The sequence below is a fragment of the Novosphingobium sp. DS6-6 genome (assembly GCF_057784975.1).
In genome coordinates, this window is the sequence record NZ_JBYNTS010000001.1 from 102,784 (window position 1) to 128,182 (window position 25,399).

The 25,399-nt window shown below is 64.5% G+C and carries 23 protein-coding genes; 9 read left to right on the top strand and 14 right to left on the bottom strand.

Translation table 11 applies throughout. From position 1 onward, the window contains the following. Nucleotides 1-38: 38 nt before the first annotated feature. Together AC3EDY_RS00500 and AC3EDY_RS00505 are read right to left on the bottom strand one after the other, a co-directional pair. Nucleotides 39-473: an OsmC family protein gene (locus AC3EDY_RS00500; RefSeq protein ID WP_488570491.1), complete on the bottom strand. Its 435-nt coding sequence runs from the start codon at nucleotides 471-473 to the stop codon at nucleotides 39-41. A gap of 68 nt (nucleotides 474-541) precedes the next feature. Further along, nucleotides 542-1,240 carry a pirin family protein gene (locus tag AC3EDY_RS00505; RefSeq protein ID WP_488570492.1) on the bottom strand — a complete coding sequence of 233 codons (699 nt, stop codon included), beginning with the start codon at nucleotides 1,238-1,240 and terminating at the stop codon, nucleotides 542-544. Nucleotides 1,241-1,359: 119 nt separating this feature from the next. Here AC3EDY_RS00505 and AC3EDY_RS00510 point away from each other — a divergent pair, with 119 nt between their 5' ends. Both AC3EDY_RS00510 and AC3EDY_RS00515 read left to right on the top strand, forming a co-directional pair. Beyond that, nucleotides 1,360-2,289, top strand: coding sequence for a LysR family transcriptional regulator (locus AC3EDY_RS00510; RefSeq protein WP_488570493.1), 930 nt, complete (start codon nucleotides 1,360-1,362; stop codon nucleotides 2,287-2,289). Nucleotides 2,290-2,396: 107 nt separating this feature from the next. Then, nucleotides 2,397-3,383 carry a bile acid:sodium symporter family protein gene (locus AC3EDY_RS00515; RefSeq protein ID WP_488570494.1) on the top strand — a complete coding sequence of 329 codons (987 nt, stop codon included), beginning with the start codon at nucleotides 2,397-2,399 and terminating at the stop codon, nucleotides 3,381-3,383. Nucleotides 3,384-3,450: 67 nt separating this feature from the next. Here AC3EDY_RS00515 and AC3EDY_RS00520 read toward each other — a convergent pair whose 3' ends face one another. From AC3EDY_RS00520 to AC3EDY_RS00540, 5 genes are all read right to left on the bottom strand, one after another. After that, a complete protein-coding gene (locus tag AC3EDY_RS00520; protein WP_488570495.1) occupies nucleotides 3,451-3,726 on the bottom strand; it encodes a hypothetical protein in 276 nt (91 codons plus the stop codon). A gap of 36 nt (nucleotides 3,727-3,762) precedes the next feature. Continuing rightward, entirely contained in the window at nucleotides 3,763-4,176 is a 414-nt protein-coding gene (locus AC3EDY_RS00525; protein WP_488570832.1) for an HU family DNA-binding protein, read from the bottom strand. A gap of 509 nt (nucleotides 4,177-4,685) precedes the next feature. Next, the gene (locus AC3EDY_RS00530) at nucleotides 4,686-5,828 is read right to left on the bottom strand and encodes a diguanylate cyclase domain-containing protein (RefSeq protein WP_488570496.1); all 1,143 of its coding nucleotides are present in this window, start codon (nucleotides 5,826-5,828) and stop codon (nucleotides 4,686-4,688) included. Between the two features lie 71 nt (nucleotides 5,829-5,899). Next, nucleotides 5,900-6,574, bottom strand: coding sequence for a response regulator transcription factor (locus AC3EDY_RS00535; RefSeq protein ID WP_488570497.1), 675 nt, complete (start codon nucleotides 6,572-6,574; stop codon nucleotides 5,900-5,902). Between the two features lie 461 nt (nucleotides 6,575-7,035). Continuing rightward, the gene (locus tag AC3EDY_RS00540; RefSeq protein ID WP_488570498.1) at nucleotides 7,036-7,683 is read right to left on the bottom strand and encodes a TetR/AcrR family transcriptional regulator; all 648 of its coding nucleotides are present in this window, start codon (nucleotides 7,681-7,683) and stop codon (nucleotides 7,036-7,038) included. Between the two features lie 177 nt (nucleotides 7,684-7,860). Here AC3EDY_RS00540 and AC3EDY_RS00545 point away from each other — a divergent pair, with 177 nt between their 5' ends. Then, complete coding sequence (locus tag AC3EDY_RS00545) at nucleotides 7,861-8,799, top strand: DMT family transporter (RefSeq protein WP_488570499.1); 939 nt, start codon at nucleotides 7,861-7,863, stop codon at nucleotides 8,797-8,799. Here AC3EDY_RS00545 and AC3EDY_RS00550 read toward each other — a convergent pair. From AC3EDY_RS00550 to AC3EDY_RS00565, 4 genes are all read right to left on the bottom strand, one after another. Further along, the gene (locus tag AC3EDY_RS00550) at nucleotides 8,765-9,220 is read right to left on the bottom strand and encodes a MerR family transcriptional regulator (RefSeq protein ID WP_488570833.1); all 456 of its coding nucleotides are present in this window, start codon (nucleotides 9,218-9,220) and stop codon (nucleotides 8,765-8,767) included. The two genes, AC3EDY_RS00545 and AC3EDY_RS00550, sit on opposite strands and share 35 nt — an antisense overlap. A 77-nt stretch (nucleotides 9,221-9,297) precedes the next feature. Then, nucleotides 9,298-10,998 carry a long-chain-fatty-acid--CoA ligase gene (locus AC3EDY_RS00555; RefSeq protein WP_488570500.1) on the bottom strand — a complete coding sequence of 567 codons (1,701 nt, stop codon included), beginning with the start codon at nucleotides 10,996-10,998 and terminating at the stop codon, nucleotides 9,298-9,300. A 64-nt stretch (nucleotides 10,999-11,062) separates the two neighbouring features. Continuing rightward, nucleotides 11,063-12,367: an OmpP1/FadL family transporter gene (locus AC3EDY_RS00560; RefSeq protein ID WP_488570501.1), complete on the bottom strand. Its 1,305-nt coding sequence runs from the start codon at nucleotides 12,365-12,367 to the stop codon at nucleotides 11,063-11,065. Nucleotides 12,368-12,418: 51 nt separating this feature from the next. Next, nucleotides 12,419-12,865, bottom strand: a complete 447-nt coding sequence (locus tag AC3EDY_RS00565; RefSeq protein ID WP_488570502.1) for a DUF2147 domain-containing protein — start codon at nucleotides 12,863-12,865, stop codon at nucleotides 12,419-12,421. Nucleotides 12,866-13,106: 241 nt separating this feature from the next. Here AC3EDY_RS00565 and AC3EDY_RS00570 point away from each other — a divergent pair, with 241 nt between their 5' ends. From AC3EDY_RS00570 to AC3EDY_RS00580, 3 genes are read left to right on the top strand one after another with little or no spacing between them, the layout of a single operon-like run. After that, entirely contained in the window at nucleotides 13,107-14,240 is a 1,134-nt protein-coding gene (locus tag AC3EDY_RS00570; protein WP_488570503.1) for a thiolase family protein, read from the top strand. Next, nucleotides 14,240-16,558, top strand: coding sequence for a 3-hydroxyacyl-CoA dehydrogenase/enoyl-CoA hydratase family protein (locus AC3EDY_RS00575; RefSeq protein ID WP_488570504.1), 2,319 nt, complete (start codon nucleotides 14,240-14,242; stop codon nucleotides 16,556-16,558). The genes AC3EDY_RS00570 and AC3EDY_RS00575 overlap by 1 nt, the downstream gene beginning before the upstream one ends. 15 nt (nucleotides 16,559-16,573) lie before the next feature. Further along, nucleotides 16,574-18,364: an acyl-CoA dehydrogenase C-terminal domain-containing protein gene (locus tag AC3EDY_RS00580; protein ID WP_488570505.1), complete on the top strand. Its 1,791-nt coding sequence runs from the start codon at nucleotides 16,574-16,576 to the stop codon at nucleotides 18,362-18,364. A gap of 69 nt (nucleotides 18,365-18,433) precedes the next feature. Here the strand turns inward: AC3EDY_RS00580 and AC3EDY_RS00585 are convergent, their stop codons facing one another. Together AC3EDY_RS00585 and lipA are read right to left on the bottom strand one after the other, a co-directional pair. Continuing rightward, a complete protein-coding gene (locus AC3EDY_RS00585) occupies nucleotides 18,434-18,895 on the bottom strand; it encodes a type II toxin-antitoxin system RatA family toxin (protein ID WP_488570506.1) in 462 nt (153 codons plus the stop codon). A gap of 1 nt (nucleotide 18,896) precedes the next feature. Beyond that, on the bottom strand, nucleotides 18,897-19,859 hold the full coding sequence (lipA, locus tag AC3EDY_RS00590) for a lipoyl synthase (protein WP_488570507.1): 963 nt from the start codon (nucleotides 19,857-19,859) through the stop codon (nucleotides 18,897-18,899). A 67-nt stretch (nucleotides 19,860-19,926) separates the two neighbouring features. Between lipA and AC3EDY_RS00595 the strand changes: the two genes are divergently transcribed. Beyond that, on the top strand, nucleotides 19,927-20,580 hold the full coding sequence (locus tag AC3EDY_RS00595) for a carbonic anhydrase (RefSeq protein WP_488570508.1): 654 nt from the start codon (nucleotides 19,927-19,929) through the stop codon (nucleotides 20,578-20,580). Between the two features lie 71 nt (nucleotides 20,581-20,651). On the opposite strand, the gene AC3EDY_RS00600 is transcribed toward AC3EDY_RS00595, so the two are convergent. Beyond that, nucleotides 20,652-21,992, bottom strand: a complete 1,341-nt coding sequence (locus AC3EDY_RS00600) for a tetratricopeptide repeat protein (RefSeq protein WP_488570509.1) — start codon at nucleotides 21,990-21,992, stop codon at nucleotides 20,652-20,654. A 315-nt stretch (nucleotides 21,993-22,307) separates the two neighbouring features. On the opposite strand from AC3EDY_RS00600, the gene gyrA reads away from it, so the two are divergent. Both gyrA and AC3EDY_RS00610 read left to right on the top strand, forming a co-directional pair. Continuing rightward, nucleotides 22,308-25,049, top strand: coding sequence for a DNA gyrase subunit A (gene gyrA, locus AC3EDY_RS00605; RefSeq protein ID WP_488570510.1), 2,742 nt, complete (start codon nucleotides 22,308-22,310; stop codon nucleotides 25,047-25,049). Next, on the top strand, nucleotides 25,046-25,396 hold the full coding sequence (locus tag AC3EDY_RS00610; RefSeq protein ID WP_488570511.1) for a DUF952 domain-containing protein: 351 nt from the start codon (nucleotides 25,046-25,048) through the stop codon (nucleotides 25,394-25,396). Before gyrA ends, AC3EDY_RS00610 begins: the two co-directional genes overlap by 4 nt. Nucleotides 25,397-25,399: the final 3 nt, after the last annotated feature.

Genomic DNA, 25,399 nt, shown 5'->3' on the forward strand with positions numbered 1-25,399 from the left:
GGTCAGGCATGGCAGTCACCTCGAGCAAACTGGCGGGTTCAGTCGGCAAGAACCGTTTCCACGGCCGCGCCCTGGGTCAGCGTCTTGTGAACCGGGCAGCGGTTGGCGATCGATAGCAGTTCGCTGCGAATGGCAGGATCAAGTGCGGAATCGAGCGTGACGATGCGGTGAAATCGATCGGCGGGCGCCTGTCCCGGCACGCGCGCATGCGTCACATGGGTGGATACCGCGCCGATCTGCCAGCCTTTGCGCTGCGCATAGAAGCGCAGCGTCATCGTGGTGCAGGTGGCCAGCGACGCGCAAAGCAGATCGTACGGCGTCGGGCCTGTGCCGAGGCCGCCGAGCGCCTGCGGTTCGTCTGCCAGAATGTCTTCATCGCTTTCGCGCCCGCCGATCGCGAGGCGGGCCTGAAACGTGCCGGTGCCGGTGCTGGTGGCAGTGGCATAGGGCGGGGGAGCGGCAGCATCGGACATCGGACAACCTTTCGCAAAACGGATGCGGGAAAGAGAGGGGCCGCGCACGGCGGCCCAGGGGGTGAAAATCAGAGCGTGTCGACCAAGACGATCTCGCTGTCTTCCAGCGCGCTGATCGTGATCGTATCGGTATCGGCGATGGCTACCCCGTCGCGCGCATTGGCCTCCACGCCATTGACGGCGATCCTGCCTGTGGCGGGCACCAGATAGCCCTTGCGCTCGGCGCCCAGCACGTAATCGACGCTTTGTCCTGCATTCAGCGTCGCCGCCACGAGGCGGGCCTCGGTGCGGATGGGCAGGGCATCCTTGTCCTGGTCATAGCCGCTGGCCAGGATGACCAGTTCGCCGGCACGTTCGGCCTTGGGAAACTGCCGGGCACCCCAGCCGGGCTTTTCGCCCTGGCGCGTGGGCATGATCCAGATCTGGAAAATGCGGGTGGTTTCGTCTTCCAGATTGTATTCGGCATGGGTGATCCCCGTGCCCGCACTCATCACCTGAACGTCGCCCGCGGCGGTGCGGCCCTCGTTGCCCAGGTTGTCGCGATGGGTGATCGCGCCTTCGCGCACATAGGTGATGATTTCCATGTCGCGATGGGGATGGGGCGGAAATCCGCTTTTGGCGGCGATCGTATCGTCGTTCCACACGCGCAGGTTGCCCCAGGCCATGCGGGCGGGATCGTAATAATCCGCAAAAGAGAAATGGTGGGCAGCGTCCAGCCAGCCGTGGTTGGCCCGGCCGATGCTGGAAAAGGGGCGCAGTTCGATCATGGCTCGTCTCCGTTGCCTGCCGGCGCCTGACCGGCCTGGCTCTCGGCCCATGAAATAGGGCATCATGACTTGCAAATAAACGGCAATGATGGAAAGTCATCGATGAAGGAATTTTATTAATGACGTTACCCGATCTCGAGGCATGGGCGATCTTTGCCAAAGTGGTCGACACCGGCTCGTTTGCCGGCGCCGCCGACGCTCTTGGCCTGTCCAAGCCCACCGTGTCGAAAGCGGTTACCCGGCTGGAAGCCCGACTGGGCGTGCCGCTGCTTCACCGCACCAGCCGGCGCCTGGCCTTGACCGAAACGGGCCGCGGCGTGCTCGAGCGGGCACGGCGGATACTGGCCGACGGCGAGGCGGCAGAAGCGCAGGCCGGGGCGGACGGCGATGTGCCGCGCGGTGTGGTGCGGCTTGCCGTGCCGATGGGTTTCGGCCTGCGCCACGTCGCGCCGCTGCTGCCGGAATTCCTCGAAGCCTATCCCCACGTTGGCCTTGATCTTGATCTGTCAGACGCGCGTGTCGACGTGGTGGGCGGGGGGCACGATGTGGTTCTGCGCATTGCCGGGTTGAGCGATTCCTCGCTGCGCGCCCGGCGCCTGTGCACGGTGCGCCGGCCGCTCGTGGCGGCCCCGGCCTATCTGGCACAGCACGGTGTGCCGACCCACCCGCGTGCGCTGTCGGACCACGTCGGGCTGCTCTATACCAATCTGGACCAGCCCGATTGCTGGCGTTTCCACCATGCGGTCGAGGGCGAATACGTGGTCACCGTCAAGAGCCGGATCGGCGCCAACAATGCCGATGCGCTTGCGCCTGCTTTGCTGGCGGGGCTGGGAATGGCGCTGCAACCGGATTTCATGGTGTGGAACGATCTGGCCGCCGGCCGCCTTGTCGAAGTGATGCCCCAATGGCGCGTGCCCGACATTGCCCTGCACCTCGTCACTCCGCCCGGCAGCCGACGCCCGGCACGGGTGCGCGTGCTGATCGAATTTCTGGCCCGGCACCTTTCCCGTGCGCCCTGGTCCCGGCATCATGAACATGTGGCGGAGTAAAGCTGGCGCCCGCGCTGGCCAGCGTGCATCTTTGCGATGAACGTGATTGTGCGGGGCAGGGCGAACGCGTACCTGCGGCCGCACCGTTATCCGCCACGAGGTGCCATATGGGCAAGTTGCGCACGCTGATCGATCCCTATCTGCTGATGCTGATCGGCACGATCATCATCGCGGCCCTGTTTCCGGCACGCGGCCGCGGCGTCGCTGTGGCCGATTCGGCAGTGACGGCCGCCGTTGCCCTGCTGTTCTTTCTCTATGGGGCGCGGCTGGCGCCGCAGGCCGTGTGGCAGGGATTGGCGCACTGGCGGCTACAGTTGCTGGTGTTTGCCAGCACTTTCGTGCTGTTTCCCTTGATCGGGCTGGGCGCGGTCCGCGCCATCGGCGGTTTCGTCGCCCCCGACATCGCGGTTGGCCTCCTGTTCCTCTGCGTGTTGCCCTCGACCGTGCAATCGTCGATCGCGTTCACGTCGATCGCCCGTGGCAACGTGCCGGCCGCGCTGTGCAGCGCCTCTTTATCCAACCTCGTGGGTGTCGTGCTGACGCCGCTTCTGACGGCGCTGCTCCTCCCCGCTTCGGCCAGTGGCGGTTTTTCGGCCCGCTCACTCGAAGCGATCAGCTTGCAGATCCTGTTGCCGTTCCTGGCCGGCCAGGCGGTGCGGCCGTTCATCGGGGAATGGCTGGCCCGCTACAAGACGGTCGTAAGCTACGTCGATCGCGGGTCGATCCTGCTCGTCGTCTATGCCGCATTCAGCGCTGGGGTGGTCGCCGGCGTGTGGACGCGCCTGGCACCTGCGGATCTGGCGATCGTTCTGGTGCTGGATGGGGTGATCCTGGCGCTGGTCATGGTCGTGACCACACTGGCCAGCCGCAAGCTGGGCTTTTCCACCGAAGACGAGATAACCATCGTTTTCTGCGGATCGAAGAAAAGCATGGCCAGCGGCATTCCCATGGCGACCATCCTGTTTGCCAGCCACGCCGTCAGCCTGATCGTGCTGCCGCTAATGCTGTTTCACCAGATCCAGCTGTTCGTTTGCGCAACGCTTGCGCGGCGCTATGCCGACCGGCCTCGAGTGACGCAGCCCGGCGGCGCCTGATCGCGCGGGCAGAGCACAGAATGTTCTGATCGAATCGCACTGTGGAACACGGGGCGCCGCCGATGGCTCAGCCCGGCCGGCCCGTGCCCTGTTGGACATGGTCGAGCATGTCCATGAAGTTGCGGGCGGCATGCCGTTCTGCCGGATCTGGAAAAGCCACATCGAGATCGGGCGCACTGCCCAGGATATGCATCAGCGCCCAGATGGCAAAGCGGCGGCCTGGATCGCGTTCCAGGCCGAAATCGACGGAAAGGCGTTCCATGCCCGAAGCCAGCGCAGCCGGGGTAATCGATCCAGGATCGGTAACCCCGAAATAGCGGCGCATCTGGTCTTCGAAATCCACGGAACGCCTTTCCTTCGGAAAAGCCGTCGGCAGGGATCAGCCGTTCAGCTTGTCCTTCAGCGCCTTGGCGGGCGCGAAGCTGAGCTTGCGCGATGCGGCAATCTTGATCGGTTCGCCGGTCGACGGGTTGCGGCCTTCGCGGGCCGGCACGTCCTTCACTTTGAACTTGCCGAAAGCATTCAGCGAGATTTCCTCGCCCTTGGCAGCGGCTTCGGCGATAGCGGCGAAAACGGCGTCGACCGTCTTGCGGACTTCGGCCTTGGCAACGCCCTGGTTGGCGGCGACGGCATCGACAAGTTCAGTAGTGTTCATGGTAGCGTTTCTCCAAAATTCTGCGTGGGGCCTAACGCCTGATTTGCGCCCTGTAAATCGGCGGAAAGCGGAAGAATCGCGGGTTTGGGGCCATTCGTTTGCCCGGTGCGATTGGCGGGGTGATGCTTCTCCCGCCATATTTGCATTTCTGCCACGATCCTTGGTGCGGTGCAGCACGCGCCATCGCCCGCCGGGCACGCGCCCTGCTGATGGCCCTGATATGGCCGCCGCATCCCTGTTCCCGCCTGAAAGGCACGCGGTGATCGCGTGATAGTGCAGGGCAAACCGAACGCTACGGCGTGACAAATTTACGAAAAAACATAAGAATCAACTATATGGCCGGGCTGTGCCGATGCGCTTGAAAGCCTTGCGACCAAGATGAACCTGCACGCCGGCTCTTGCCATGCCCGGTCACCGGCTGTGCCCCGAGCGTTGAGATGGATCCCGTGATTGCGCAGGTGCGGCGAAAGCGGAACACTAGCGAAGTCGGGGGATCCCTGCAGGGCAGTCACGATACGATTTTTTGCAAGGCAGAGATGAAAAAGGCCCGGATTACCTCGCTGCCTGGCCTGGTTGCAGCGATGACTGTCGAGGCCCGTTGCGACTCCGGCCCGCGTATCGCTGCCGGATTCGGCTTCCGGCAGCGTTCAGGCGACCTGCCGTGGCCCTTTGCCGCGCGCATGCTTGGCTTCATAGAGACGCGCGTCGGCGGCATTCAGCAGGCGGTCGAGCGGCTCGCTGCGCTTGTCGCTGACCACAGTGCCCACGCAGGTCGAAATGCGGATCACTTGGCCGTCCACATCGAAGGGCTGGGCGATGGTCGTCCGCAACCGCTCGGCCAGCAAGGCGGATTCCTCCGCGCGTGACAGCCCGAACTGCACGACGGCAAACTCGTCACCGCCAAGGCGTGCCACGATGTCGCCGTTGCGGATGGCGCCGCGCAGGCGGTGGGCCACCTGTTCCAGCAGGCGATCCCCCGTGGCATGGCCATAGGCATCGTTGACCGGCTTGAAACCGTCGAGATCGAGATAGTGCACGGCAATCAGGCCGTGGTTTGAAATGACGCCGGAATTGGCCTCGAAATGCTCTTCCAGCGCCAAGCGATTGGGCAGGGCGGTAAGGCTATCGCGCCGGGCCAGAGAAAGCGAAACGAGGCGGTGGCCGATCTCGGCCCTTACCATGTCGTGCCGCATCCTGAGCGACTGGCGCCCCCCGATGACGAACGTTGCGGCAATGACCGCCAGGCCGATCGAGAGCGGGCGTCCTTCGCCCAGCACGCCCATCAGCGTCGGCGACATTGCCAGGGCCATGAACAGCGTGGCAAGCCGCGGCCGCGTGCCGACGCCCGTCGCGATCCCCGCGCAAAAGCCCACCAGCACGCAGATTGTCAGCGCGCGGGCATCGCCCTGGTCCAGCGACAGCACCCGACCGCCGATCATGCCGAGCAGCGCGGCAAAGCTGCCATAGGGAACGGCAAAAGCGATCTCGAGCCGTTCCGCGGCCCGCCGGTCAAGCTGGGCCGTGAGGGCGTCGTGTCGCAATGCCTTGGCCATGACGATGCGCGCGGCCCAGGCCATGATCGCCAGTCCGCCCAGCACCGCGATCGGCCCATCGGCTGTGTAATAGAGCATGAGGGCCAGATAGGCGGCGAAGATAATGGCCATGTAGACGGCCTGAACCAGCGAAACGTAAAGCCCGCGAACCAGTTCGGCATAGACAAGATCGGCGAGGGCGGTGCCGCCGATCGCCGTATCGCCGCCAGCATTTGAGCCAAACACCGTGCTGGACACTGGCCGTATCCTCCCGCGCAACGTTACTTTCTGTTGCACTGAACATCGGGCGTTGAAGTTAAGATTTGCTTTCAGGTGGCATCGCGGCTTTGGTCGAGTAGCCCGGTGAGTATTGCCAGGCGTATCAGCGCGGCCAGATTATCGATCTGCAACTTCTGCATGATATTGCCACGGTGCATTTCCACGGTACGCACGCCGATGTGCAGCCGTTCGGCAATGGCCCGGTTGGTCAGGCCGGCGACGACGCCGCGCAGCACGTCCTGTTCGCGCGGCGTCAGTTGCATGATTGCCGCGCTTGCCTGCCCCGCCCGCTGCTGCCTCGCTACCCGGGCCGGCAGGATGGAAAATGCATGCTCAAGCACAGGCCGCAGCACATCCTGCTGGACGGGGACTTCGAGAAAATCGATCGCGCCAGTGCGCAGGGTTTGCACGACTTGCGCGATCGTGGGCGCGAGCGCCATCACGATCACGGCCATTTCGGGACGCCGTGCCAGAATAGTGCGTATCGTGGCATCGAGCGTTTCGCCCGGCCTGCCTGACCTGCCGCGCGTCTCGGTTCCCTCGACCGCCGCGCTGTCGCGCCAGGCCACGAACACGCAACCCGCAGGCAGATAGTCCAAGGCTTCAGCAAGATCGGCAAGATGCGTGAAGGGGTGGCAATCGAACCCTTGCTGCCGGACCAGCAGCGCCATGTCCCGACGATGCAGCGCATCGCTATCGACGATATGAACGGTTCGTTGCGTCACAATGGATCCGTCGACCTCCGCCCCGAAGCGCCAATCCGTTCAGCCTTGAACTGTTTGAGTCTAGATGGGCGATTACAATGCCAATACCGTAATGGTACGGTATCGTCTTCAGGAGGTTGCCGATCGTGTCGCGATTGGACGTGGGGTGCGCGACCAGCCATGTGTGATCGCGGCGGACAGACCGGTTTCGTCGCTGCGCGTAACGCGGTGCGAACACACCTCGACGAAACCGGTGCCAAGCCATGCCGGCGCCCAGGGACAAGGCGCAGTGCGGCAATTCTTGACCGGCGCACAAAAGCGCACCGCACGATGAAAGCCGCCAGGGGCCCAGGGGGAGGGGGAACCGGCAAAGGGGGGAGGAGCCGGTCGGCCCCCTGCGACTTTCAATACCGATTAGTATAGAAACACAGGGCTTTTCCGTCAATATCATATATATTAACGATTGGACAAGCGCGCACCCGTCATCGCCCCGGCCACAATGTCAGCGCCGTCGTGGCAATGGTTTCCAGGCGGATCGCATCGGCGCCCGAACTGGCTTGCACGCTCATTCCGCTCAAGATGCAAAGGCAATGCGCGGTCAGCGCTTGCGCACTATGGCCGGGAAAATCCCCTTCGGCCTCCGCGCGCACGAACCGTTCCAGAATTGCCTGCTCGTGCGCGGCGCGGCGCGCAATCACTTCGTGTCGCATCGATTCGTCATAGGTCGTCGAAGCCACCGCGTTCATTACGCCGAAACACGGGCGAGCGCGATCGTGGCGCGTCAGCATGGCCAGTGCATCGTCAAGCAGCGCTTTCATCACCGCGCGGGCGGTGGGTTGCGCCAGGGCTCGTTGTACGAACGCCAGCTTGTCTCGCTCGTAGAGATCCAGGGCTTTGCGAAACAACGCTTCCTTGTTGCCGAAACAGGCATAGAGGCTGGGCCGCGTGATCCCCATGGCCGCCGTCAGATCGGATAGCGAGGCACCATCATAACCACGCGTCCAGAATACCCCGAGCGCCGCGACCAGGGCGGCTTCGGGATCGAACGCGCGTGGGCGGCCCCTGGCCCGGCTGCAGGCTGCGAGGCTAACGGCGTCACGGCGCGTTTGCGGTCGAGCGATCATGGTCATGACCCGTTAGACTATAGGCGGGGGGCCCGTCACGTCCAGCGCCAGTGCAATATGTCGAAACATTTGCCCCGACGCCGGCAGGCGTCGAGCAGGGCCGGGGACGGGGCTGGCCCTTGCCTGCGTATTCGATTAGGCCGCGGCCGCGCTGTTGCCCGTCCAAACCACCGGATTCTTGCCGTGACCGATCGCAAGCCTGTCGATGCCCTTGTCGTTGCCGTCATGGTCGTCCTCTGTGCGATCTGGGGATCGCAGCAAGTGGCGATCAAACTCGTCGCCGCGGATATGAGCCCGCAGTTGCAGATGGGCCTGCGTTCGGGCCTGGCCGCGCTTGCCGCATTGGGGGTGGTGCTGTGGCGGGCAGAAGGGCACGCCATCAACCGGGCCACGCTGCTGCCCGGCCTCGCCATCGGCCTGTTGTTCGGCAGCGAATTCCTGCTGGCGGGCGAGGCGCTGCGCTTTACCAGCGCCTCGCATCTGACGATCTTTCTCTATACGGCGCCGGTCGGCGCGGCGCTGGGCCTTGGCCTGTTGCGACACGACGAGCGGCTGCGGCCCTGGCAATGGCTGGGCATCACGGTCGCTTTTGCCGGCATCGTTCTGGCATTCAGCGGGGGCGGCGCCAGCGCACGGTACCCGCACGAACGCCTGGGCGACGCGCTGGCGCTGGGTGCGGCGTGCGGCTGGGCCTGCACCACGCTGGTTCTGCGCAATTCGACGCTGGCCAACGCGCCGGCCTCGGTCACGCTGTTCTACCAGTTGGCCGGGGCGTTCGCGCTTTGCACGCCTGCCGCGGTCATGCTGGGCGAAACGGCGGTGGACGTCACGCAGCGCCTGGTGGCGAGCCTCGCATTCCAGGTCATCGTCGTGGCATTCAGCAGTTACCTGGCGTGGTATGCCCTGCTGCGTCGCTACAGCGCGGCACGGCTGGGTATTCTCAGCTTCATGACGCCGATGTTCGGGGTGACGGCCGGCGTGATCGTGCTGGGTGACAGGCTCGGCGCCGCTTTCCTGGGCGGCACGGTGATGATCCTGGCGGGCATCCTGATCGTCAGTACGGCAGAGATCCTGCCCGCGCGCATGTTCAGCTGGCGGGTTCGCCCGGTGGCGAAGCGGTAAGCTCCGCGATCTTGTCGAGCGCTTCTGCTTCCATCCCCTGAAGCTCGGCCATGGTCTTGAGCAGCGCGCTATGCTGGCTTTCCAGCTTGCGCAACCGGCTGCGGATATGTGTCACCAGATGCTGCAACTGTTCCAGAAGCGTGGGATCGACATCGTAGAGATCGAGGAACTCCTTGATCTCGCGGATCGAGAAGCCAAGGCGCTTGCCGCGCAGGATCAATTGCATCCGCGCCACCTCGCGGTAGGAATAGATCCGCGTGTTGCCAACGCGCGCCGGCTCGATCAGGCCTTTATCCTCGTAGAACCGCAAAGTGCGGTGCGTGACCCCCAGGCGCTTGGCAACTTCCTGAATTCCCTGAAGTCCGTCCTCTGGCGCGGGCGGCACGGGTTCCACCGGCGGTTCCGCCGCATCGGGCAGCATTTCGGTCATGATGGCCAATATTCACCCCAATTCGCTTGCATCTATCGCGCCGCGACACGCGGATTGCAACCGCGCGGTCAGGCGTCCTGCGGCTGGCGGGCTTCGGACCGGGCACGTTCTTCGGCCACCAGCTCCTTTTTGGAAAGCTTGCCAACCATGGTCTTGGGCAGGCTCTCGCGGATTTCCACAGCATGCGGCACTTCGATCTTGTTGAGGCGCTCGCCAAGGAAAGCGAGAAGCGCTTCGGGCGTAACGCTTTGTCCGTCCCGCAGCTTCACGAACAGCTTGGCGCTTTGCCCGCGATAGGCATCGGGAATGCCGATGGCGATCGCTTCCTCGATGGCCGGGTGCAGATAGGCGGCCTCCTCGATCATGCGCGGGTAGACGTTGTATCCGCCGCTCAGGATAACGTCCTTGAGCCGATCGACCAGGTAGAGATAGCCGTCCGCATCGAGATACCCGACGTCGCCGGTGCGCAGCGCGCCATCGACAAAGACATTCGCGGTATCCTCGCTGCGCTGCCAATAACCGGCCATGACCTGCGGCCCGCGCACGCAGACTTCGCCATTGGTGCCGACCGGCAGAAGCGTATGCGGGTTGTCCGGGTCCCTGATTTCTATCACGGTGCCCGGAAAGGCCTGGCCGCAACTGTTGGTCCGGATTTCCCCGTCGATCGGATTGCAGGCGACGATGGGCGATGCTTCGGTCAGGCCATAGCCTTCGTGGATGCGCGCGCCTGTGCGCTGTTCGAACGTCTGCCGCACTTCCAGCGGCAGAGGCGCGCCGCCCGAAATGCACGCCCGCAGGCCCGAAAGATCAGGCGTTTTCGCATCGTCGAGTGCATTGATGGCGATGAACAGCGTGGGCACGCCGAAAAACAGCGTGGGCGGCTTGCGCTTCATCGTGGCCAGCAGCGCATCCATTTCGAAGCGCGGCATCAGCACGAGTTCCGCCCCGGCCAGGATCGAGAAGTTCAGCACCGCCGTCAGCGCGAAAACGTGAAAGAACGGCAGGATCGCCAGCGTGCGCTGTGGCAGAGGCAGATCGCCGTGGATGTGGGCCTGCTGTTGCAGGGCATTGGCGGTGAGATTGCGATGGGTCAGCATGGCGCCCTTGGGGGTACCGGTGGTGCCGCCGGTATATTGCAGCACGGCAAGATCATCGGGCGTGAGCGCCACGGGGCTGGGCGGCTCGCCCGTCGTGACCAGATCGGCAAAGCGCATGTGCAGCGCATCGCGATCATGGCGAGCATGATCGCGGCGCTTGAACAGACGCCATCCCCAGGCCTTGATAGCCGGCAGGATGCCCGCCATCGGGCAGACCAGAATGGTTTTCAGCTGGCAATCTTCGGCAACCGCGCGGACTTTGCCATGAATGTCGCGCAGATCTGGCACGGCAACGATGCGTGCGCCGCTATCGGTGAGCAGGTGGCGCATCTCGGTCTCGGTGTAGAGCGGGTTGATGTTGACCACCACGGCACCGATCTTGAGCGCGGCGAAATAGAGCACGATGTAATAGGGCGTGTTGGGCAGACACAGCGCCACGCGATCACCCTTGCGCAAGCCCATGTTCTGAAAGCCCCGCGCGGCCCGATCCACCAGGCCGCCGAGCGCGCGGTAAGTCCAGGTGCGGCCCATGAAATCCACGGCCGGGCTGTCGCCATAGCGGCGCACCGCGTTGTCGATGAAGTCGCCCAGCACCATGGCCGGGGGCGACCAGTCGGCGGTGGCCGTGCTGCGGTGGGAAGAAGGCACCTCGATCTGGGGGGCAATGCTCATGGCAGGGTCCTACAGGAGGGAAAGGAGCGCCGGAGCCCCGTCGGGAGCGCCGGCACCATGGCGATCAGAACGCGACGCGGGCTCCCAATGAGAATATGACGACATTGGCATTGTTCAATGTGCCGTTGACCAGAACCGGCGTCTGGGCGGCGGTGCCGGCATAGGCAGCGGTCGAGCGGTTGATCGGGGCATCGGCCAAAGTCAGATAGTTGGCGGCAACGTCGATTTTGACAGCCTTGCCCAGTGCGTGGGTTGCGCCCAGGGCGAAATTCCAGCGGTTGCTGTCGGGCACGCGGGTATCGCGATCCGTTGGACGCACGGGCGAAACGTCGCGCTGCACGCCGCCACGCACCGTCCACCTGGGCGAAAGGTCTGCGTCGAAACCCACCGACAATGCCCAGGTATCGCGATAGTGTTCGGGTATGGCGGTGTTGAGCGGGCTGCCCAGCCTGATGGCGTCGAATTCCGACCAGCCGAACCGGGTTGCCTGGGCGTTGAGCGTGACGGCCCGGCTCACTTTCCAGCGGCCGCCGAACGTCAGCTGCCACGGCGTCGAAAACTGCGCCTGCGCGGCGATATTGCCGTTGTTGGCGGCCAGCGGCCCCAGCAGGCCTTCGATCGTGACGCTCCCGTCCAGCTTGTGCCGGATCGCCGATTTGTAGCTGAGCCCGACGGTGACGGCCTTGCCGCGGAACTGCGCCCCGGCCGACCAGCCCAGATCCCAGCCTTTGCCAGTCAAGGCCTGACGGCCATCGGGCAGCGCGGCCGACAGGTTGGGCAAGGCATTGCCCAGCGTGGCATCGGCGTGTTCGATATTGACAGCCCCGCCGATGGCGATCACCGGCGTCAGTTGCAGCGCGAGCGAGGGCTGGATGTCGAACGTGCGCAGGCGGGTGGTCAGCGCGGTATAGCGTGCCCAACTGCTGCCTGCATATTCGGTCGTGAAATTATAGGGTGCGGTAACCGCGAGGCCCACCGCCAGGTCGCGACCGAGCGAATGGGCGATGGCAAAGGCCGGCACCACGCCCTTGTGAATCGGATTGCGCGCCAGGCTGTCGCCGCCCACGGCGGTGGCCGCGGGCTGCCCCGGCCGTCTGATCGAGGTGCCGTTGTCCGTCACATTGCCCGAAGGCATGATGCCGGTGGCGCTGACCATCGCCTGGCCGCCCGTCATTCCGGCAATGCTGGCGGGGTTCCACCACAGGCTTTCGGCGCCGGTATCGGCCACTTCGCCGGAGTATGCGCGGCCGGTGGCCTTGGTCGACTGGTCCTGCAGATAAAAGCCACCCGCAAGCGCCGGGCTTGCAAGGCCCGTGGTGCCCGCCAGGATCGTCACGCAGCCAAGCGCGCGGCGGTATTTCAGGTTCATCGCTCTCGTCCTTTATACTTGTATACTTATCGTTATCCGTTCGCGCCGGCTTCAGCGTATCCGCTTCCAGGTCTGCGTTTTGCACAGCGGCCAGACGATGCAGCCTTTCAGCTTGAGCGTATCGGCATCGGTGATCGTGATGGTGCCCTTGTACGTCCCGCCATCCTCGGGATTGTAGACAGACCCGTTTTCCCAGCCACTGGCGCTGCGCGTGAAACCTTGCAGAATGGTCAATCCTTTCAGCAGGCGATTGCGCAGGGCCGGGCTCTTATTTTTGCCATCGGCAAGGGCCGGATTGGCGCGGATGCGATCGGAATCGATCAACCGTCCGCAGATGGATGCGCCGCATGCGGCAATCTCGACAAGGCCATGCTGCGATGGCGTGGCCCAGCGGCCGATGGCCTGTTCGGGAGCAGCGAATGCGGGGGTGGCACATAGCGCCACCGCGGCCCCGACCAGGGACAGCACGGCGTTCGCCGGAAACGGCTTACCTTTCATCACTTTTCATCCTCGACCCATAAGCTGGAAGCAGGACCGAAAACGCAGTTGGGGCGTTTCGGTGTCCGGTTCCATCCGGCCTTTGCTGTGCTGGCCGGTTTGCGACTCCTTTCATGCCCCAGATTCTGGTTGACGTATAGGGAAATTTGAGCACCATTACGGACGAATGTGGCGCCTTGGCGAATCCGTGATATCGGACACGCGAACGGCAGTTGCACCACCTGACGAGGATGCCAGAATCATGCCCAATGCGGTCATCGCCGGATATGCCCGGTCGCCGTTCCACCTTGCCGGCAAGGGCGCGCTTGCCCGTACGCGGCCCGACGATCTGGCCGCCGCCGTCGTCAAGGGGCTGGTCGAAAGGACCGGCGTTTCCGTCGACGCGATCGAGGATCTGATCGTCGGCTGCGCTTTTCCCGAAGGCGAGCAGGGCTTCAACGTTGCGCGCCTGATCGGCATGATCGCCGGTCTGCCCCGTTCTGTCGGCGGCATGACGGTCAACCGGTTCTGCGGCTCTTCGATGAGTGCGATCCATTATGCAGTGGGCCAGATTGCCGCCGGGGCGGGCGAGGTGTTCGTCGCCGCGGGTGTCGAATCCATGAGCCGCGTGCCGATGATGGGCTTCAACCCGCTGCCCAATCCGGCACTGGCCAGGGCGAGCCATGCTTATATCGGCATGGGCGACACGGCCGAAAACCTTGCCAGCCGATACGGCATTTCCCGCGAGACGCAGGAACGCTTTGCGCTTTCGAGCCAGGCCAAGGCGGCAGCGGCCATCGCGGCCGGCAAGCTGAAGGACGAGATCATCGGCATCGAGACCAAAGCCGGCCGGATCGAAACCGACGGCTGCCCGCGGCCCGGCACGACGGCCGAGGGGCTGGCCGGCCTCAAGCCCGCGTTCAGCGCCACCGGCACCGTAACGGCCGGCACGGCCTCGCCGCTGACTGACGGCGCCAGCGCCGTGATCGTCGCGAGCGAGGACTATGCGCGCGCCCACAACCTGCCGATCGTGGCGCGGATCAAGGCCATGGCCATTTCCGGCTGCGCGCCGGAAATCATGGGCATCGGCCCGGTCGAATCCAGCCGCAAGGCATTGGCCCGTGCCGGCATTTCCGCGTCCGATCTCGACGTGATCGAAATCAACGAGGCTTTTGCCAGCCAGGCGCTTGCCTGCATCGCCGATCTCGGCCTTGATCAGGCGAAGATCAATCTGGATGGCGGCGCCATTGCGCTGGGCCATCCGCTGGGCGCCACCGGCGCACGCATCGTGGGCAAGGCCGCGGCCCTGTTGCAGCGCGAGGGCGGCCGTTATGCCCTGGCCACCCAGTGCATCGGCGGCGGGCAGGGCATCGCCACGGTTCTGGAGGCGATCTGATGAGCGATGCCATCCTCAAGGTCTGCGTGATCGGTGCCGGCACGATGGGTGCCGGCATCGCCGCGCAAGTGGCCAACGCCGGTGTTCCCGTGCTCCTGCTCGACATCGTGCGCGATCCGGCAGACCGCAATGCGGTGGCCCAGGGCGCGCTCGATCGCCTGGCCAAGGCAGAGCCGGCGGCGTTCATGAGCAAGCGTGCCGTCAATCTGGTCGAAGTCGGCAATGTCGAGGACGATCTGGGCCGCGTTGCCGAATGCGACTGGGTGATCGAAGCGATCATCGAGCGGCTCGATCTCAAGCATGCGCTTTACGAGAAGCTGGAAGCCGTGCGTCGGCCCGGCACGGCGGTTTCCTCCAACACGTCGACGATCCCGCTCGAACAGCTGGTCGCCGGGCACGGCGAAAGTTTCGCGCACGATTTCCTGATCACCCATTTCTTCAATCCGCCGCGCTACATGCGTTTGCTCGAAGTGGTTGCCGGCCAGGCCAGCGACCCGGCCCTGGTAGCCAAAGTCAGCGATTTTGCGGATCGCGCGCTGGGCAAGACGGTAGTGCGCGCCAAGGATACGCCGGGTTTCCTCGCCAATCGCGTGGGCACGTTCTGGATCCAGCAGGCGATCAACGCGGCATTCGATCTGGGGCTGACGGTGGAGGAAGCCGATGCCGTCGGGGGCAAGCCGATGGGGGTCCCCAATACCGGCGTGTTCGGCCTGGTCGATCTGGTGGGGATCGATCTGATGCCCCATCTCAAGGTCAGCCTGACAGGCACTTTGCCGGCAGACGATCCCTATTGCGCCATCGCCGTCGATCATCCGCTGATGACGCGGATGATTGCCGAGGGCTATACCGGCCGCAAGGGCAAGGGCGGGTTCTATCGCATCAACCGTGAAGCCGGAAAGCGCAAGGAAGCCATCGATCTGGCGACCGGCGAATATCGCCCGGCAGCCAAGCCGCCCGCGCTCCCCGGGGCGGCGCTCAAGGATCTCAAGGCGCTGGTCGGCCTGCCGGGCAAACTCGGCGCTTATGCCTGGGCCGTGCTGGGGCCGACGCTGTCCTATGCGGCCGGCCTGGTGCCGCAGGCTTCGGACGATATCGTTGCCATCGATGCAGCGATGAAACTGGGCTACAACTGGAAATACGGGCCTTTCGAACTGATCGACAGGCTGGGTACGGCGTGGTTTGCGGACCGGCTTGCCGCCGAAGGAAAGCCGGTTCCGGCCATCGTCGGAAAGGCAGCGGGCCGCCCGTTCTATCGCATCGAGAGCGGCAGGCGCCAGGCGCTTGGCCTGGATGGCGAATATCACGACGTGCTGCGCCCGGACGGCGTCGAGCTGCTCGAGGATATCAAGCTTTCCGCCAGGCCTTTGCTCAAGACCGCATCGGCCGCCTTGTGGGACGTGGGCGATGGCGTTGCCGCGATCGAATTCACCGGCAAGATGAATGCTCTCGATACCGAAGTGATGAAGCTGATCGGCGAGGCCATTCCGCTGGTCGCCGCACGGTTCAAGGGCCTGGTGATCTATAACGAAGGCAGCAACTTCTCCGCGGGCGCCAATCTGGGCCTGGCGCTGTTCGCCATGAACATCGCCGCATGGGGCCAGATCGAAAAACTGGTCGCCGGCGGGCAACAGGCCTTGAAAGCGCTCAAGTATGCGCCGTTCCCGGTGGTGGGTGCGCCGGCGGGCATGGCGCTGGGCGGGGGCTGCGAAGTCCTGTTGCATTGCGATGCGGTTCAGGCCCATGCCGAAAGCTATATCGGCCTGGTCGAATGCGGCGTCGGCCTGGTGCCGGGCTGGGGCGGCAACGGCGAACTGCTCGATCGCTGGCGCAACGATCCGGCCCTGCCCAAAGGGCCGCTGCCGGCCGTGGCCAAGGTTTTCGAAACCATATCGACCGCCGCCGTCTCGAAATCGGCCGCCCATGCGATGGAGCTAGGTTTCCTGCGTCCGGGCGATGGCATTACGATGAACCGCGATCGCCTTCTGGCCGATGCCAAGGCGCGCGTGCTGGCCTTGGCGGAAGGCTATCAGGCGCCCGAGCCGCCGACTTTCCGCCTGCCGGGTGCGACCGGCAAGGTCGCGCTGGAACTGGCCGTGCAGGGTTTCCGCGCCCGCGGCCTTGCCACCGCGTATGACGAGGTGGTGTTCGATGCCCTCGCGCGCATCTTGACTGGCGGCGACGCAGACGTGATGGATACTTTGACTGAAGACGACCTGCTGGCAACCGAGCGCCAAGTGTTTGGCAAACTGGTGCGCAATTCCGCAACCCAGGCCCGGATCGAGCATATGCTCAAGACCGGCAAGCCGCTTCGCAACTGATTGAGGAGATTTGCCTTGCAGATCTATACAGCTCCCTTGCGGGACATGCGTTTCGCGCTGAACGAGTTGCACACCGACGATGGCTTCGGCGAAATTCCCGCCTTTGCCGATTTCACGCCCGAACTGACCGAAGCGGTGCTGACCGAAGCGGCCAAGGTGTGCGAGGAAGTGCTGCTGCCTCTGAACCGCACGGGCGATGAAGAAGGCTGCACGCTCGAAAACGGCGTAGTGCGCACGCCTAAGGGCTTTCCCGAAGCCTATCGCGCTTTTACCGAGGGTGGATGGAACGCGCTGGTGCTGCCCCCCGAATGGGGCGGCCAGGGCGCGCCCGAAGCGGTGGGCAAGCTGGTGGAAGAGATGATCTGCGCCACCAACGTTTCGTTCAGCCTCTACCCCGGGTTGACCAACGGCGCGATCGCGGCGCTGGCGGCCTATGCCGACGACACGCTGAAGCAGGCCTATCTGCCCAAGATGGTCAGCGGTGAATGGACGGGCACCATGTGCCTGACGGAAGCGCACTGCGGCACCGATCTTGGCCTGTTGCGGACCAAGGCCGATCCGGCCGAAGACGGCAGCTATGACGTTTCCGGCGCCAAGATTTTCATCTCCTCGGGCGAACACGATCTTTCCAGCAATATCGTGCATCTGGTGCTCGCCCGCCTGCCCGACGCGCCCAAAGGCGTCAAAGGCATCAGCCTGTTCCTGGTGCCGAAATACCTGCCCGATGCCGCCGGCAACCCCTCGGTGCGCAATGGCGTGACCTGCACGGCGATCGAGCACAAGATGGGCATCAAGGCATCGGCCACCTGCCAGATGCTGTTCGAAAATGCCAAGGGCTGGCTGGTGGGCAAACCCCATCGCGGCCTGGAAGCGATGTTCACCATGATGAACGCCGAGCGCGTGGGCGTGGGCATCCAGGGCCTGGGGATCGGCGAAGCGGCCTATCAGTCAGCCGTCTGGTATGCCAAGGATCGCCTGCAGGGCCGCTCCCTTTCGGGGCCTAAGCATCCCGACAAAGCGGCCGACCCGATCATCGTGCATCCCGATGTGCGGCGCATGCTGCTGACCATGCGGGCGTGGAACGAGGGGTGCCGGGCCATTTCGGTGTGGGTGGCGCGCGCGCTCGATGCGGCAAGCCACAGCCCAGAACCCGAGCAGCGACAGCGTGCGGCCGATTTCGTCGCGCTGATGACGCCGGTGGTCAAGGCCATGTTCACCGACCTGGGTCTGGAAAGCGCAAGCCTTGCCGTGCAGTGCTATGGCGGCCACGGCTTCATCCGCGAATCCGGCGTGGAACAGTACATGCGCGATGCCCGTATCGCCATGCTCTATGAAGGCACCAACGGCATCCAGGCGCTCGATCTCGTCGGCCGCAAGCTGCCGGCGGAAACCGGCCGCTATCTGCGCAGCCTGTTCCATCCGATCAGCGATTTCATCGAAGCCAATCTGGAAGATCCGGCGATCGCCCCGATGGTCGCCGGCCTGAAGCGCGCGTTCGAAGCGCTGCAGGGTGCGACCGCGATAATTGCGGAGCGCGGGATGAAAGACCCCGAGGAAGGCGGCGCTGCGGCTACCGATTACCTGCGCCTGATGGGCATGGTGGCCATGGCCTATTGCTTTGCCAAAAGCGCCCGCATCGCCGCACGTGCCCTGTCCGAAGGCACCGAGGAAGCGGCGTTTTATAAGGCCAAGATCGATACGGCGCGCTTTTTCTATGAAAAGCTGCTGCCGCAAACGGCCGCGCTCTTCCTGACGATCAAGGCCGGCAAGGGGGCGGTCATGGATTTCGCCGAAGAGGCGTTCTGACGTTCATCGCGGGTTGCCATATCGAAAATCCCCTTCTGCCAATGCGGAAGGGGATTTCTGTCGGGCCGGTCAGGCCGGCTCGGCACCGTAGAGCCGGGCCGCGCGGGTTTCGAACGCGTTGACCATCTTGCGGAACGCGCGGTCGAGATATTGGCCAGCCAGCTTTTCGAACAGCGCGTTGCGGAAACTGAATTCCACGCAGAAATCGATCACGCAGCCGTTGCCGTCATCGCCCGGGCGAAAAGCCCAGCTATTGGCCAGCGTTTTCATCGGCCCGTCGAGATAATCCACTTCGATCCGTGCGATCCGGCTGCCGCCAGGTGGCGTTTTCCGCACGCGGGACGTAAACTTTTCGCGCAGCGCGTTGAAGCCGACGAGCATGTCGGCAACCATTTCCGTCTCGCTGTCAGACTTGATCCGCGTTGCCACGACCCACGGCAGAAACTCGGGGTAGCGGCGCACATCGGCTACCAGATCGTACATCTGTTCCGGCGACCATTGCAGCCGCCGCTGTTCGGCAATGCGCGGCATTTCAGGCCCCGGTGCGCCCCGTGGCACGCGGGGCGGCCGTCCTGGCCAGTTGTGCCTCGCGCGTGGCGCGCATTTGCGCGAAATCCTCGCCGGCGTGATAGCTCGAGCGGGTAAGCGGGCTCGATGCCACCTGGAGGAAACCCTTGGCCCGGGCAATCGCGCCATAGGCTTCGAAAGCCTTGGGCGTGACGAACTCCATCACTCTGGCATGCTTGGGCGTGGGCTGAAGGTATTGGCCCATGGTGAGAAAATCGATCTGGGCGGAACGCATGTCGTCCATCACCTGATGCACTTCCAGCCGTTCTTCGCCCAGGCCCAGCATGATCCCCGATTTGGTGAAGATCAGTGGATTGAGGCGCTTGACCTGTTCCAGCAGGCGGAGCGAAGCATAATAGCGCGCGCCGGGGCGGATCGTGGGATAGAGCCGGGGCACGGTTTCAAGGTTGTGGTTATAGACGTCCGGCCCGGCTTCCACGATGGCGGCAACCGCGCTGTCCATCTTGTTGCGGAAATCGGGCGTGAGGATTTCGATTGTGGTCTGCGGGGTCTGTTCGCGCAGGGCCTTGATCACTTTGACGAACTGGCTGGCGCCCCCGTCGGGAAGATCGTCACGGTCGACCGAGGTGATCACGATGTGCTCGAGCCCCAGGCGAGCGGCCGCTTCGGCAACGTGCCCTGGCTCTGCCGCATCGACGGCCCGCGGCATGCCGGTCTTGACGTTGCAGAAAGCGCAGGCGCGCGTGCACACGTCACCCAGGATCATGACGGTGGCGTGCTTTTTGGTCCAGCATTCGCCGATGTTGGGGCAGGCGGCTTCTTCGCAAACCGTATTGAGCTTGAGATCGCGCATCAACTGGCGCGTTTCGCCATAGCCCTTGCTGGTGGGGGCCTTCACGCGGATCCAGTCGGGCTTGCGCGTGCGCGGGGGCTGAACGGGCTCGGGATGGGCGGCGCTGTCGGTCATCCTTGCGCAGATAGGGACATCTTGCGGCACTTGAAAGTGGCAATCGAACGCGGCATGCCCTTTGGCCATGGTACATGCGACCTCGCCCGAGCTCGATCAGCTCATTGCCGGCTATCGCCGTTTCCGGGATACCAGCTGGACGCCCCACCGTGCGCGCTGGGACAATCTGCGCGAGGGGCAAAAGCCCCGGGTGATGATCATCGCCTGCTCCGACAGCCGCGTCGATCCGGCCCAGGTTTTCGATACCGACCCGGGCGAGATGTTTGTGGTGCGCAACGTGGCGGCCATGGTGCCGCCGTTCGAAAACGCGCCGGGCCATCATGGCGTTTCCGCCGCGCTGGAATTTGCCGTCCAGGTGCTGAAAGTGCGCGAAGTGATCGTCATGGGCCACGGCATGTGCAGCGGATGCCGGGTGGCGCTGACCCGGGAACTGGTCGGCGCCGGGCTGGGCGAGGGCGGCTTCGTGGCCGACTGGATCGCCTTGCTCGACGAGGCGCGCAAGCCGGTGGTCGAAGCTTACGGCATGACCGGGCAGGCCGCCGAGCGGGCGATGGAAATGGCCAGCGTGAAAGCCAGCCTCGCCAACTTGCGCACGTTCCCCTGGGTCCAGCAAAAGGAAGCCGCCGGCACGCTCACGCTGCGCGGCGTGTTCTTTGCCATTTCCGACGGCATCTTGCACTTGCTGGACGAGGAAAGTGGAATGTTTTCGCCCGCGGGATAACGGGGCTGACGAAAGGGCCACCCCCGGCGATCGGGAGCGGCCCTTCGTTCATGCGGCCAGGCGCAATGGCGTTACTTCGCGCCCTTGGTCGTCGCGTAAAGCGACCAAAGCTGGGCCAGCGACGCGCGCGGGCCGGTGGTGACGGTGGCGAAGGCGGCCTTGGCTTCGTCGTACTTGCCCTGATCGACCAGGGCGATGCCCAGGCGCGTCTGGATGCGGTCCTTGTCGGCCTGGGCAGCGATGCCTTTGCTCAGCGCCGTCTTGTAGAGCGCCTCGGCCTTTGCCGCTTCTCCGTAAGAGAGATAGACGTCGGCCGCCACCGCCGAAAGCTTCCCGTCCGCGGTCTTGGCGGCGTCGCGTTCCAGGCCGGTCAGCGAAGCCTTGTCCCCGGCGGCAATGCGCGCCTTGGCCTGGCTGAGCGCGTCGGCCACGAACGGGTCGGACGTGGCAAGGGCGCCCTGCGCCACGCCCTGCTCGGCGATCTTCTGCACTTCGCCGGGCAGGCGCCGCGGATCGGCGGCCTGGATATATTCGACATATTCGCGGCTGGTATATTGCTTGTCCACGCTCAGCGCGCCGGTGCGCTGGAACAGGCGGCCAAGATCGACCGACTCCTCCCGGCCGAACTGGCCGCCTTCGCGGGCCAACTGCCCCAAGCCGAGCCAGTTGATCGGGCTGGGATCGGCAGTCACCACCATCATGCCCCATTCGACCGCCTGGGGGCCGAGCTTGGCATTGTAGGCGATGATCTGGCCGCGCTTGTACCAGCTTGCCGGCACGGCGGTGCCAGCCGCCTTGCGGGTGGCGACGGCCGCCTTGAGCGCATCGAGCGCCTGTGCCGGCTGGCCGAGCTGCACATAGGAATCGGCCAGCACCTCGGCCGCGTTGTCTTCGTTGTAGTTGGCGTCGACCGCAACCTTGAGCGCCTTGGTAGCGGTGGCATAGTCCTTGTTCTGATAAGCGACCGCGCCCAGGAAATACTGAACCGTGGGCGTTTTATCGGGGCCGAGCTGGCCGCTGTCGGCCATGTTCTGCAGGCCCTTCTGCTGAAGCGCGCCATCGCCGACCGCGCCACCCAGGATCTGCTGCCACTGCCCGAGGACCAGGCGATCCAGCGGGGTCTTGACGGCAGCTTCGACGGGGCCGAGTTCGCCGATGAGTTTTTGCGCGCCGGCCTTGTATTCGGCATCTGCAACCTTGCCCTTCGTGGCCTGCCAATCGTTGAACGATTTCTGGAAAGGCGCCGCAGCCGCGCCGAATTCCTTGGAATTGCCGCCGCCCTCTTCCTTCTTGGCTTCCTTGGCGCTTGCCGGGGCAACCGATGCGCCCAGGGCGAGGCCACCGGCCATCGCCACGGTCATGGCCGCGCGCGCAATCGTGCCCACATTCGATTTCCACAAAGAACCGCGCATCTTTTCTCTCCTTTCGACCCCGACGCGTTCGTCCCCGAACCGGCTGGTCTGGCGCCGGGATACGCAACCGCGTCGCTTGTTCTGGTCAGCCCTTGCGCTAGTGGCGCGGATTGGCGCCCTTGGCAACTCGATGTGTGTTAGTGACACGCCGTGAACCACTATTGAATGACAGTTCGTCCCGGCGGGCAGGCAATCTGTCGCATGTGTGGAAAACTGCCCGGCCACAGGTGCGAACCGATACCGCTTGCTGGCCTTTTGCAGCCAAGGCGCCTAGGGCGTTTGCTTTACTGACAACGAAATGACAAAGCCACCATCGTGAGCGACGAAACACCGACCCTCGATCCCACTCCCGGCGCGCCGGAACACGAATTCCAGCGGATCGACATCGTCGATGAAATGAAGACCAGCTACCTCGATTACGCGATGAGCGTGATCGTGGCCCGCGCGCTGCCCGATGTGCGCGACGGGTTGAAGCCGGTTCACCGGCGCATCCTGTGGACCAGCCACGAAAACGGCTTCACCCCAGGCAAGCCCTATCGCAAGTCGGCGCGCATCGTGGGCGATACGATGGGCAAGTATCACCCCCATGGCGATGCGGCCATCTATGACGCGCTGGCGCGGATGACCCAGAACTGGTCGATGCGCCTGCCGCTGATCGACGGGCAGGGCAACTTCGGTTCGATGGACCCCGATCCGCCGGCCTCGATGCGTTATACCGAAGCGCGCCTTGCCAAAGTGGCGGAGTCGCTGCTGGCCGATATCGACAAGGACACCGTCGATTTCCAGCCCAACTACGATGGGGCGGAGCACGAGCCGCAGGTGCTGCCGGCGCGCTTTCCCAATCTTCTGGTCAATGGCGCGGGCGGCATCGCGGTGGGCATGGCCACCAACATCCCACCGCACAATCTGGGCGAGGTCATCGACGGATGCTTGGCCTATATGGACAATCCGCTGATTTCGATCGACGAACTGATCCAGATCATTCCCGGCCCCGATTTTCCCACCGCCCCGCTGATCCTTGGCGCGGCCGGCGCGCGCAAGGCCTATACCGAAGGGCGCGGGTCGATCATGATGCGCTGCCAGCACGAAGTGGAGGAAGGGCGCGGCCGCGACGCCAGCCGCCGCTCGATCGTGCTGACGTCCATCCCCTATCAGGTCGGCAAGTCCAACCTGGTCGAAAAGATCGCCGAAGCAGCCAAGGACAAGCGGATCGAGGGCATTGCCGACATTCGCGACGAATCCAACCGCGAAGGCGTGCGGGTGGTGGTCGATCTCAAGCGCGACGCCTCGCCCGAAGTGGTGCTCAACCAGCTTTGGCGGAACACGCCGGCGCAATCCAACTTCCCGGCCAATATGCTGGCCATCCGCGGTGGCCGGCCTGAAATCCTGACGCTCAGGGACATTATCGAGAGCTTCGTGCGCTTCCGCGAGGAAGTGATCACCCGGCGCACCAAGTTCGAGCTGGGCAAGGCGCGGGACCGCGCGCATATCCTGCTCGGCCTGGTGGTGGCGGTCACCAATCTCGATGAAGTGGTGCGGATCATCCGCGGCGCTGCCAATCCTGCCCTGGCGCGCGAGGCGCTGCTGGCGCGCGAATGGCCGATAGGGGAAATCGCGCCCTACATCCGCCTAGTCGAAGCGATCGAGGAAGATGCCCTGGCGGGCGGCGACAGCTATCGCCTGTCCGACGTGCAGGTGCGCGCCATTCTCGATCTGCGCCTCCACCGCCTGACCGCACTGGGGCGCGACGAGATCGGGGACGAGCTGGAGAAGCTTGCCAGGGCCATTACCGAATACCTTGCGGTACTGGCGGATCGGCAGAAGCTTTATGCCGTGATGCGCGAGGAACTGGTGGAAGTTAAAGCCGCCTATGCCACGCCGCGCCTGTCGCAGATCATGCCGGCCGCCGACGGCATCGACGATGAGGACCTGATCGAACGGGAGGACATGGTCGTGACCGTCACGCTCGACGGTTACATCAAGCGCACCCCGCTTTCCACGTTCCGGGCCCAGGCGCGGGGCGGCAAGGGCCGCTCGGGCATGGCTACTAAGGAAGAGGATGCCGTTGCGACGATGTTCGTGGCGAGCACGCACACGCCGGTGCTGTTCTTTTCCACGGCGGGCAAGGTCTATCGCCTGAAAGTCTGGCGCCTTCCCGAAGGCGGCGCGGCCACGCGCGGCCGCCCGGTCGTCAACCTGCTGCCGGCGCTGGACCAGGGCGAGACCGTTGCCGCCGTGCTGCCCTTGCCCGAGGACGAAACCGCGTGGGGTGCGCTCAACGTGATGTTCGCCACCGCCAAGGGCAACGTGCGGCGCAATGCCATGGACGCCTTTGCCAACATCCCTTCGAACGGCAAATATGCGATGAAGTTCGAGGACGATGCCGAAGATCGCCTGATCGGCGTCGCTTTGCTGTCGGAAGGGGATGACGTGCTTCTGGCCAGCCGCCAGGGCAAGGCCATCCGTTTCCCGGCCGACGACGTGCGCGAATTCCAGAGCCGCACCTCGACCGGCGTGCGCGGCATGGCGCTCAAGGACGGCGACGAAGTCATATCGCTATCGATCCTGCACCGTGCCGGGGTCAGGGACCAGGACGAACGCGAGGATTACCTGCGCTTCGCCCCGTGGAAGGCGGAAAAGGAAGGCGAACCGCAGATGAGCGCGGATCGCTATCAGGAGCTTGCCGCCAAAGAGCAGTTCGTGCTGACGGTCTGCGCCAACGGGTATGGCAAGCTGTCTTCGGCCTATGAATACCGGCGCACCGGCCGCGGCGGGCAGGGCATTACCAATATCGACAATATCGCCCGCAACGGACCGGTCGTCGCCAGCTTCCCCGCCACGCAGGGAGACCAGCTGATGCTGGTGACCGACCAGGCCAAGCTGATCCGCCTGCCGCTTTCCTCGCTGCGCGTGATCGGGCGCGGATCGGCCGGCGTGCGGCTGTTCAACGTGTCGGCCGACGAACACGTGGTGGGCGCGGTGCGCCTGGCCGAAGCGGATGCCGGCGATGGCGAAACCGAGGCGGACGCCGTAATCGAAAGCGGCCCCGAGGCATGAGCGAAAGGCCGCCCCTGGCTTACAAGGTGCTGACCGCCGAGCAGCGGGCCGAGCTGGAAAGCGGGACATTTGGCGGTGCGCCGGTGGATCTGGCCGATGGCTATATCCACATGTCCACCGCCGATCAGCTTGCTGAAACGCTGGACAAGCATTTTGCCGGGCAGAGCGACCTGCACATCGCCACGATCGACCTGTCCGGCTTTGGCGAAAACCTGAAATGGGAAGAGTCCCGTGGCGGTGCGCTGTTTCCGCATCTTTATGCCCCCTTGCCGCTGGCGGCCGTGGTGGCGATGGCGCCGCTGGCGCGCATGCCCGATGGCAGCGTGGTCCTGCCCCGGGCCGATTGAGCC

Bases quoted from the DNA above. Each gene is read 5' to 3' on its own strand.
- AC3EDY_RS00575 (WP_488570504.1), top strand. From the start codon at position 14,240: ATGAGCGATGCCATCCTCAAGGTCTGCGTGATCGGTGCCGGCACGATG.
- AC3EDY_RS00510 (WP_488570493.1), top strand. From the start codon at position 1,360: ATGACGTTACCCGATCTCGAGGCATGGGCGATCTTTGCCAAAGTGGTC.
- AC3EDY_RS00500 (WP_488570491.1), bottom strand. From the start codon at position 473: ATGTCCGATGCTGCCGCTCCCCCGCCCTATGCCACTGCCACCAGCACC.
- AC3EDY_RS00570 (WP_488570503.1), top strand. From the start codon at position 13,107: ATGCCCAATGCGGTCATCGCCGGATATGCCCGGTCGCCGTTCCACCTT.
- AC3EDY_RS00585 (WP_488570506.1), bottom strand. From the start codon at position 18,895: ATGCCGCGCATTGCCGAACAGCGGCGGCTGCAATGGTCGCCGGAACAG.
- AC3EDY_RS00600 (WP_488570509.1), bottom strand. From the start codon at position 21,992: ATGCGCGGTTCTTTGTGGAAATCGAATGTGGGCACGATTGCGCGCGCG.
- lipA (WP_488570507.1), bottom strand. From the start codon at position 19,859: ATGACCGACAGCGCCGCCCATCCCGAGCCCGTTCAGCCCCCGCGCACG.
- AC3EDY_RS00515 (WP_488570494.1), top strand. From the start codon at position 2,397: ATGGGCAAGTTGCGCACGCTGATCGATCCCTATCTGCTGATGCTGATC.
- AC3EDY_RS00550 (WP_488570833.1), bottom strand. From the start codon at position 9,220: ATGCTGCCCGATGCGGCGGAACCGCCGGTGGAACCCGTGCCGCCCGCG.
- AC3EDY_RS00565 (WP_488570502.1), bottom strand. From the start codon at position 12,865: ATGAAAGGTAAGCCGTTTCCGGCGAACGCCGTGCTGTCCCTGGTCGGG.
- AC3EDY_RS00595 (WP_488570508.1), top strand. From the start codon at position 19,927: ATGGTACATGCGACCTCGCCCGAGCTCGATCAGCTCATTGCCGGCTAT.
- AC3EDY_RS00555 (WP_488570500.1), bottom strand. From the start codon at position 10,998: ATGAGCATTGCCCCCCAGATCGAGGTGCCTTCTTCCCACCGCAGCACG.
- AC3EDY_RS00540 (WP_488570498.1), bottom strand. From the start codon at position 7,683: ATGACCATGATCGCTCGACCGCAAACGCGCCGTGACGCCGTTAGCCTC.
- AC3EDY_RS00610 (WP_488570511.1), top strand. From the start codon at position 25,046: ATGAGCGAAAGGCCGCCCCTGGCTTACAAGGTGCTGACCGCCGAGCAG.
- AC3EDY_RS00525 (WP_488570832.1), bottom strand. From the start codon at position 4,176: ATGGCGGGAGAAGCATCACCCCGCCAATCGCACCGGGCAAACGAATGG.
- AC3EDY_RS00505 (WP_488570492.1), bottom strand. From the start codon at position 1,240: ATGATCGAACTGCGCCCCTTTTCCAGCATCGGCCGGGCCAACCACGGC.
- AC3EDY_RS00560 (WP_488570501.1), bottom strand. From the start codon at position 12,367: ATGAACCTGAAATACCGCCGCGCGCTTGGCTGCGTGACGATCCTGGCG.